General features: G+C 45.5%; 5 protein-coding genes and 1 pseudogene. 1 reads left to right on the forward strand and 5 read right to left on the reverse strand.

The features are described 5' to 3' along the window. Positions 1-148: 148 nt before the first annotated feature. Positions 149-2,095: an Hsp70 family protein gene (locus AB1797_11335; GenBank protein MEW5768192.1), complete on the reverse strand. Its 1,947-nt coding sequence runs from the start codon at positions 2,093-2,095 to the stop codon at positions 149-151. Between AB1797_11335 and AB1797_11340 the strand changes: the two genes are divergently transcribed. Continuing rightward, positions 2,070-2,201 carry a hypothetical protein gene (locus tag AB1797_11340; protein ID MEW5768193.1) on the forward strand — a complete coding sequence of 44 codons (132 nt, stop codon included), beginning with the start codon at positions 2,070-2,072 and terminating at the stop codon, positions 2,199-2,201. The genes AB1797_11335 and AB1797_11340 overlap by 26 nt on opposite strands. Before the next feature lie 241 nt (positions 2,202-2,442). Here AB1797_11340 and AB1797_11345 read toward each other — a convergent pair. The 4 genes and pseudogenes from AB1797_11345 to rsxA form a co-directional block, all read right to left on the reverse strand. Beyond that, positions 2,443-2,529, reverse strand: a pseudogene (locus tag AB1797_11345) (phosphotransferase). A gap of 25 nt (positions 2,530-2,554) precedes the next feature. Next, positions 2,555-5,488, reverse strand: a complete 2,934-nt coding sequence (locus AB1797_11350; protein ID MEW5768194.1) for a tubulin-like doman-containing protein — start codon at positions 5,486-5,488, stop codon at positions 2,555-2,557. A 443-nt stretch (positions 5,489-5,931) separates the two neighbouring features. Next, entirely contained in the window at positions 5,932-6,711 is a 780-nt protein-coding gene (locus AB1797_11355) for an RnfABCDGE type electron transport complex subunit B (GenBank protein ID MEW5768195.1), read from the reverse strand. Between the two features lie 19 nt (positions 6,712-6,730). Further along, on the reverse strand, positions 6,731-7,315 hold the full coding sequence (rsxA, locus tag AB1797_11360) for an electron transport complex subunit RsxA (GenBank protein MEW5768196.1): 585 nt from the start codon (positions 7,313-7,315) through the stop codon (positions 6,731-6,733). Positions 7,316-7,578: the final 263 nt, after the last annotated feature.

Here is a 7,578-nt window from a genome sequence, read left to right on the forward strand (position 1 = left end):
TTCATCAAGGCAGGCTCTTGTTTACCCCATCCTTTTACCCAATTTGTGGGTAAGGATAAGCATCAAGGGAGAGGGAATTTTGCTTTGTCTCCCAACTAACTGCTTAACTTAGTCTTGAGTAGTTACGTGGCTAAGTAGTTACCGCCCCTCAAACACCGGCCCGATAGGCATAATGAAGGGCTTTTATCATATCTCTATAATCATCGAAGGAAATTGCCTCATATTTAAGGAGGGCAAAACAGGCCTCAGCGCTTCGATTCAGCATTACGGCAATTTTATTCTCGGTCTGTCTTGTTTCCTGGCTGACTAAAGAATCCTTAAACCAGTATATAGACTCAGCCAGTCTATCAGTTATATCCTTCAATTTTGGGACCCGGTAATAGGCAGCAATTTTCTTATGCACCGCCTGAGCCGCTTTCCTGGCCTCTTCTGAGTCTATTGTACTATAAAAACTCTTTTGAGGCAGCATTAAATTATGAAGGTCTTCTTTCAAGGTGATCTCATCAACCGACTTTATTCCAAGCACATTTAGTTCCAAGGGGATGGACGGATAGACCACCTTGCCGATGGCATTATTCCAGCCAATGAGGGCCAGCCTTTCTTTATTCAATACAAAGGTGAAGGTTATTTGATAAGGTTTCTTGAGTGGCAAAAAGAAATCGAAAATCCCCAGGCATCGATAAGAATAGGGCTTTCCTTTTGTTTCTTCCCTTTGAATCAGTGGAAGTTGAGTATCCGGTCGCGAAAAAATAACGGTGTTTTTCCTCTGGATACTTCCATCTTCTTCAAAGGCGGTTCTTTTATTAATAATCGGCACCAGACCTACCTTATCATAAAAGAATTCATAAGTAAACTCCGCCTCGGAAACAACCTTTTCTTTTACAGGCACTCTATGATCCACTGCCGGGTATACCACCGGATATGCGGCCGCCCCCTTGGCCACAACCCACATCGGCCAGGGATCAACCCCATAGGCCTTCTCTCTTTCCTTCAGCATTTCTGTAACTTGTGTATTATCTCTAAATACTTCCTTCAGCATCTGCCTGACCGCCGGCATTTGGGAAGAACCGCCCACCAGTATCAAATGACCGGCTTCCTCAGGACGAAGCCCGGCCTCATCCAGGGCATTTCTCAAGGCGCCTTCACAGTCCTTAATAATAGGCTGGGTTAGTTTTTCTAATTCACGTCTGGTCAGCCCCTCGTCTATTGGCTCACCCTCTATCATCCCGGCCACTCTGGTCTCTATTTTTGAAGACAGGGCTATTTTGGCGTCTTCAATCATCCATAAGAAATTCCGTCTTTCTCTATCTGAGGCAGCCGGAAAGACGTCACGGAGGTTTCGATTCCGCTTCATCAGGTATTCCAGGATAAGATAATCTATATCTATGCCTCCAATCTTGAGGCTCCCCATCTTATTTAAGGCAATGAGTTCAGGCTTCCCTTTCTGGCTGGAATCAATTTTAACCACCTTTATCTCTAAGTTTCCAATCCCCATATCAAATACTACCACCGGCTGCTTCTTTGCTTCAACCTCAAGTTTACACCCTAAGATAGCTGCCAATGGCTCTTCAATAAGCTCTACCCAATCAAATACCATTTCACCGGCCATTCTCATCATTTCCCTCTGAGCCGAGCTGAAATGCCAAGGCACGGTAATAACCGCCTCCTCGGTTGTCTCTCCCATTACCTTTTCAGCGTATAGGTTTATTGTCTTAAGAAAAGCGGCCATAATCGACTCAGGCGTATATTCATTCTTCCCCAGCCTAATTAGCAGCTTACCGCCGCTTTTCATCTCGATAATGTCCTTATATCCGTTTAAAAACCTTTCTCCACTCCTTATGCTATGCCGTATCTCCCCGAAATTATATCCCATAATCCTCTTGAAGTATTGGAGAAGAAAGCCCCAAGATTTATCCTGATCATCTCTTACCTGGCCTGAGGCTTTCAGGATATTCCCGTCGGCATCAAAGCTAAGACAGGACAGGAAACCCTTCCCCTCATATCTGCCTTCTCTTTGAATCAAGGGAAAACCTTCAGTCGTATATGCTACTGCGGAACTTGATGTTCCTATGTCTAAACCTAATATTGCCGGCATATCTTTTAATATTTCGGATTGCGGATTTCGGATTTCGGATTGGGCTGAAGACCGAAGTTCAATAGCCGTCAGCCTTCAGTCTTCAGCCTATCTATCTAATCAGTAAACGGCCCAAATGATGAACAAGGTCGAATCATTTCAGGAATAATAGTCCCAGAACACCCAGCGCCCCCATGAAAATAAAGGTAGGGATAAGAATAGTAAATATCCGATTGAGCTTTCTTAACTTATCAATATCTTCCCGTTGTAGATACTTACTCATTAGAATCACCTTAATCGATGCTCGATGCTCGATCCTCGATGCTCGATCCTTGATACTGGACACCAGATCCTTTACCATCATCGAACATCGAACATCCAGCATCGAGCATCCAGCATCCAGCATCGAACATCGAGCATCGAGCATCGAGCATCCAGCATCCAGCATCCAGCATCCAGCATCGAACATCGAGCATCGAGCTATGTAGCTTTTGGGAAATACTCCATCAGTATGCCCTTATAGTATTCTGCCTGCCTTCTGGCCGCCTCCTGATCCTGACTTTTTTCAATAAAAGCAATATGCTCATTTACCATTCTTCTAAATTCATCCTCGCCCGCCGCGTGTATTCTTTTAACAACTTTCGTCTTAAAGAGTTCAAAAACCTGCTCATCGTCGGTTATAACCTCTATTCCTTGATGGTCAACCGACCAACTGCTGCGGATTCCAATAGAGTCGACATATCGAAAGATAAATCCCTCTTTGGTAACCTCAAAGATATCCGATTCTTTTCGGTCTCTACTTGAAAAAAGGTCCAGCGACAACTTCAAAAGCTTTTCCGCATCTTGTTTCCGACGCTCTAAGGTTATATCAAAATGAACCCGGCCACCCTTGCGGCTATGCAGCTCATACAGGTCTTTGGCGGCTACCTCTCGATATTTCTTTTCAAATATCTCAGAGATGGACAAGTTCTCATCCATATGGAGCAGGCCCTGTTCGGTATAAAAAATTAACAGATGGTCCATCTCCGGCGTCCGAATTATCTTGGAAAAGGATATCCGGTTCTGAGAAGCGGCATCTGAAAGTATGGCCTCTAAAGATTTGAGATTAGGCATAGAGACCTCGTCATTTCCACAAAGGAAATTCGGGGGTCGGTGTAAATTAACCAGCTCACCTGAAAGTCCGGTGTAGGGGAGGGCCCTTTTAGCAATAAGGACCAAAGTGCCTCTATCCAGCTTTTTCTGGATATCCCCAGCGATATTAAACCCCCGGATAAACTCCAGAGCGGCTCGCTGAAAAGATCCGGTAAGCCTTAAGATAATCTCATCCAGGCCATGTTTCAAGAAATCATGCAACGGCTCCTGCCTTGACACCTTACCTTCCTGAACATCGAAGATATCGCTGTAAATATGCCGCCATTTATGAGCACTTATCGAAGCAAACTTTCCCCTGATGACCCTTATATCTTCTTCTACATCATCTCTTTCATTATTGGCAATTATCTCAACGCTTTGCTCTTTCAGAATACCCTTAGACGCCTGCTCTCTACGTTCTTGCAGCTTCACCACCGAGGTGTTAAGTTTTAGGCTCATTTCCATGATTTCCTGCTTGAGGGTATTAACAGACGTAGCCTTGTCGCTGGAAGGCTGAACCCTCACGCCCAGCAGCTCTCTTAACTCAGCCAATACCTTCCGGCCTCGAAAGTCCCTTATACTTTTAAGGATGCCCATCAGATAATGATAACAATCATTAAATACTCGTTCCCTCTTCTGTTTGGAAACCTCTTTGGTCTTAAAGCTCAAGGCAATCCATAAATCCACGTTAGTCTTTTCTTCAATCTCATCCATATAAAATGGGGTGATGGACGGATATCTCGAAGGCATTCTCTGAATTTCGTTATCTATCTCCTGATCCAAAACTTCCAGAAAGTAATCTACATCGGCCAGGTTTTTGATATGATCGATCCGCTGAGTCATGGCCTTTTCTAAGGCATCAATGCAGCTCTTCTTGAAAACAGCCAGTTGATTGGTTATGATTTTGTCACACTCGGCTTCTTCCTTGAATTTGAGTAATATACCCCCCAGGTCGATATCTTCATAGAGCTTTCTTACCGGAACAGTCATCAATTTGGGACGTTGTTTATCAAATTGCTCCTTGATATCACTCTCTATTGCTCCGCCTGGCTTTTTGGTCAAAAAAGGCATACACTCACTCAATATCCTCTCCCAGACAGACCTGGCTTCCGTTTCAATCTTGGTATGGTCAAGATCATCGGGATTTCCCTGCCACGTCAGGCATAATTCTTTGGTCATATCACATGCTACCGCCTCGGATATTCTGTACTTTGGATACCAAATAGCCGATATGCCGCAACTGGCAAAGCATGGCATATGTTCATTTTTATTGGGAAGGCCGGCATTAGTAAACCCTCTAAAGTCTGTTCTAATCTCTTCTTTTCTTGAATATAGATTCCCAATGGCCTCGGTAAAAAGCACCAGGGCCACCATATGATTCAAGCCGTCAAGGTCAGGCTCTCGCCCGTCTTGCTTCCAGAAGGTTCCTCCCTGTCCGGTGCAACTGGTCAGATAGGTGTAATCGAGGGGTGTATCGTTTGATCTTACCTTTATCCGGTCAGGAAGGATCGCTTCATAGATAGACCATGGATGAGAATAAAAATCAATTTCATGTATGGTGGCCCAACAATTGGCCGCCCATTTGTCTATGTCAGGATACCCCCCACGGCTTAACATCTTTTCATCCAGAATGGTGAAGATACCCTGGATACTTGTGCTCAATCTATTGGCATAATTGGCTGCCCATAGTCCAAAAAGGTGCCTTATATAATAAGCCACATCAATGAGCATCCCGCTGCAGGTTCCCCCACATAAGGAGCCTACTATATATATGTTCGGAATAGTCCCTATTACGTCCTCAGTCAAACTAACCTTTTTGTCAACTTTTTGATAATATTCCCTGAGCAGCTTTATGGTGCTCCGAATATTAGTGTTATTGGTAACCTTAGCCTTGCCGTCATTTAAGGCCTCGGTGCATTTCGACCAATTTTCCCAAAGACATAATCTCCCGGCTTGACGTATGTTGCTGGCGCCAAGGGTAAAGTTGTTCCCCGGAATGTCAAGGATGGCCTCATCCAGCCAATCTTCCAGGTAAGGCTTTTCATTCTGCATGAGCGCCTCCTTTATCTTCAGGGTGGAGTTAATGGTAAGATAGACCATCTCAATCTCATTTTTTATCCCTGGAGAAACAACCGGGGTGTGGGATTGATTTGTTTCTATCCCAATATACTTAAAAATAGGGAGACATGGAACTCCATACTCTTCAAGAACAAGGAGTTGAAGATGCTCTAAAATGTCTGTTCCCGTGCTCCCTAACCCAATAAATATAGAAGGATTTATCATTTCTTTCTCCGTAACTGTTCAGGGGGAAAATAGGAGTTGAAAGTTGAGAGTTGAGAGCCGAGAGAAGAGACCTCTTCGTTTTTCAGTCTCAACTCTCAGCTTTTATAATCATCCTAGTGCCTTGTCAAGCTTGCTTTAATGGGTTCGTCTTTTGTAAGGGTAACCCTTATGATTGCTTATTTGGGTAATTATTTAACCCTTCGGCATAAAGACAAGCACTAACAGATGACTTCTATCTTGACAAGGCTGTAGGGGCACGTTGCAACGCGCCCCTACAGTAAGGGCGATTCGCGAATCGTCATTGCAAAAGGAGGAGGTAGGGGCGAATAATTATTCGCCCCCACTAAAGAGACTCTACCCATAAATACTAACGTGACAAGACACTAGTAACTACTCAGGTAGTAGATAGGCTGAAGGCTTTTAGGGACAGGCTACATAGTTACTCATCCTATAGTAATGATCGATCCGGTAGGACATTTAGCCACACAGGCTTGGCAGCCGGTACATTTCTCGTAATTGATAAAAGCCAGGAAGTTCTCGACGGATATAGCCTCCAATTCACATGCCTTGACACAAAGCTTACAGGCAATGCAGCCTATGGCGCAAATTTTTTTCACGGCCGGACCTTTATCTTGAGAATTACAGGCTACCACTACTTTCTTTTCTTTGGGTGATATTCGGATAACCCCTTTCGGACAGACCGTGACACATTTTCCACAACCAGTGCAAAGGGTTTCATCTACTCTTACTGAATGGCCCTCTAACTTGATGGCCCCAAAATGACAAACCCGAATACAATCACCCCGTCCCAGGCAGGCATAAGCACACAGTTTATCTCCTCCGCCCATCAGGACCACGGCCTGACATCCCTGGGGACCTACATACTGGAACCTGGCAGGTGCTTCGCCTTTGAATCCGCAGGCGATTCGGGCTACTTCCACGGCTTTAGCCTCTACGGTCACGCCCAGAATTTCACCCACGGCGCAGGCGACTTCGTGGCCACCAGCCTTACAGCCGTTCGGCTCAGCTTCGCCCCCGGCTACTGCCTTGGCAAATCCAGGACATCCGGCATACCCGCATGCACCACAATTGGTTCCTGGCAAGGTCTCCAAGACAGCTTCTACCTTCGGGTCAACTTCCACTACAAAAACCCTGGAGGCAACTCCCAGGCCTAAGGCGAAAATAAGACCCAGTCCTCCTATACTGAGGGCCGCAATCAGCATAAATCTATTCCTTTCTCATTTACATCTTAACCAACCCGGAGAACCCCATAAAGGCCAGGGCAAGCAATCCGGCCGTAATCAGGGTAAGGGGCGCTCCCTCCATAGACTTAGGAACATTACGCAATTCCAACCGTTCCCTGACACCAGCCATAATAACCATGGCCAGGGTAAAACCTACACTGGCCCCTAAAGCAAAAATAATACTCTGCACCAGGCTGTACTGGTTCTGGATATTAAGTATAGCCAGACCTAAGATAGCACAGTTAGTCGTAATAAGCGGCAAAAATATCCCCAGGGCCTCATATAAGATGGGCACCATCTTGATCAAAACAATCTCCACTAATTGAACCAGAGAAGCAATAACAAGGATAAAGGCGATGGTTTGAAGATAGCCCAAGTCGTTTGGGTCCAGGAGATATCGCTGGATGGCCCAGGTAACCATAGAGGCCATCGTCATCACAAAAATAACGGCCAGCCCCATGCCGGTAGCCGTCTCTACCTTCTTAGAAACCCCCAAAAAGGGGCATGTCCCCAAAAACCTGACCAACACAAAATTATTGATTAAAGCCGTGCTGATAAAAAGCAGGATCAATTTAGCGGCCATCTAAAACCCCCCTCCTTAAGACCGTCTTCCGTGTCCGTTGTCCGTGACCATTACTTTACGGACACACTAACCAGACACGTCCCACCGTTCCTCCTATCGCTATCCCATCTTCATCGGATCGGGATAAAATCTTCTTCCGTAACCGTTCAGGTATAGCTGCACGGATTAGCACGGATAAATAACACAGGACAGAAGGCGGAAGTGTAGGGACAGGGCTTGTCCCTGTCCGTGCTTGTCCATGTCCGTTCCGTAGACGGACAACC

The organism is bacterium (genome assembly GCA_040753085.1).
GTDB lineage: Bacteria > UBA9089 > JASEGY01 > JASEGY01 > JASEGY01 > JASEGY01.

Bases quoted from the DNA above. Each gene is read 5' to 3' on its own strand.
- AB1797_11335 (MEW5768192.1), bottom strand. From the start codon at position 2,095: ATGCCGGCAATATTAGGTTTAGACATAGGAACATCAAGTTCCGCAGTA.
- AB1797_11340 (MEW5768193.1), top strand. From the start codon at position 2,070: ATGTCTAAACCTAATATTGCCGGCATATCTTTTAATATTTCGGATTGC.
- rsxA (MEW5768196.1), bottom strand. From the start codon at position 7,315: ATGGCCGCTAAATTGATCCTGCTTTTTATCAGCACGGCTTTAATCAAT.
- AB1797_11350 (MEW5768194.1), bottom strand. From the start codon at position 5,488: ATGATAAATCCTTCTATATTTATTGGGTTAGGGAGCACGGGAACAGAC.
- AB1797_11355 (MEW5768195.1), bottom strand. From the start codon at position 6,711: ATGCTGATTGCGGCCCTCAGTATAGGAGGACTGGGTCTTATTTTCGCC.